Below are 1,267 nucleotides of genomic sequence, written 5' to 3' on the forward strand. Positions count from 1 at the left end.
GGGACTGCCCCGACTTCAGTTGACTAGTGGGGTTGAGCGATTCAGGCCGCGTGTGCGGTCCGGTTGATTGTCTCAAACTCGATAGGGGTGAGCTTGCCGAGGCGCCGTTGACGGCGTTTGCGGTGATAGGTCTTTTCGATCCATGTCACGATCGCCAGCCGTAGTTGCTCGCGGGTCGACCACCGCTGGCGGTCGAGGACGTTCTTCTGCACGAGTGCGAAGAACGACTCCATCGCGGCGTTGTCACCGCACGCCCCGACCCGCCCCATAGAACCTCGTAACCCATTGCGCGACAGTGCATGTACGAACTTCCTGGATCGGAATTGGCTACCGCGATCCGAATGCACGATAGTCCCCTCCGAGCCTCTTTGCGCCACAGCATTATCCAATGCTGACACCGCTAACGAGGCCTTCATCCTGGAGTCGATCGAGTAGCCGACGATCCTGTTCGACCAGACGTCCTTGATCGCGCAGAGATACAGTTTGCCCTCGTCGGTGCGGTGTTCGGTGATGTCGGTCAGCCACAGCTCGTCCGCGGCCCGTGCGGTGAACTGACGGTCGACGAGGTCGTCGTGAACCGGCGGGCCGGCCTTCCTGTTCAGGCCTCGCTTCTTCGAGAACACCGACCAGATGCGTTCTTGTGAGCACAACCGCGCGACCCGGTTCTCGCTGGCGGTGATCCCGCGGTCGGGTAGTTCGTCTGCGATGAAGCGGTAGCCGAATGCGGGGTCGTCGTCGTGGATCTCACGAGCAATGTTGATCAGATGCGCATCATCCCAATCTCGTTGCGTGACTGGCTGTTTCTTCCATTTGTAGAACGCTTGGGTTGAGAAACCGAGAACCCGGCAGGTCACTGTGACGGGTACTCCGTCGCCAGCAAGGTCGAGGACCAGCGGGTAGATCATTTTGGGAGTATGTCTCGACTCAGATAGGCGGCGGCTCGCCGCAGAACGTCGTTTTCCTGCTCGAGCAGCCGGTTGCGCTTTTTTAGCTCCCGCAGCTCAGCGGACTCGTCACCAGGGTTCTGCCGGCCGTCACGGACGACGCCGTCTTCACGATCGGCAATCTTGAGCCAGCGGTGCAGGCAACCTTCGGAGATTCCGAAGTCCTTCGCGATCTGACGCAACGGGGCCTCGCCCTTGCGTGCGACGGCGATGACGTCGCGGCGGAACTCCTCGGGAAATGCTTTCGGCATGGTGAACATCCTTCCACCGTGAGGAGCGATCCTCACAGATCAGATGTCAACCAAAGCTGGGGCAGTCCCTCC

1 protein-coding gene is annotated in these 1,267 nt (G+C 60.5%); it reads right to left on the reverse strand.

The window, feature by feature from the left end:
* Positions 1-41: 41 nt before the first annotated feature.
* A protein-coding gene (locus tag AB0P23_RS25450) for an IS3 family transposase (protein WP_144407431.1) occupies positions 42-1,195 on the reverse strand; the annotation gives its coding sequence in 2 pieces (ribosomal slippage) (positions 42-913 and positions 913-1,195; 1,155 coding nt in all).
* Between the last annotated feature and the right edge of the window lie 72 nt (positions 1,196-1,267).

The sequence above is a fragment of the Rhodococcus sp. NPDC077669 genome (assembly GCF_040686915.1).
Classification (GTDB): Bacteria; Actinomycetota; Actinomycetes; order Mycobacteriales; family Mycobacteriaceae; genus Rhodococcoides; species Rhodococcoides fascians.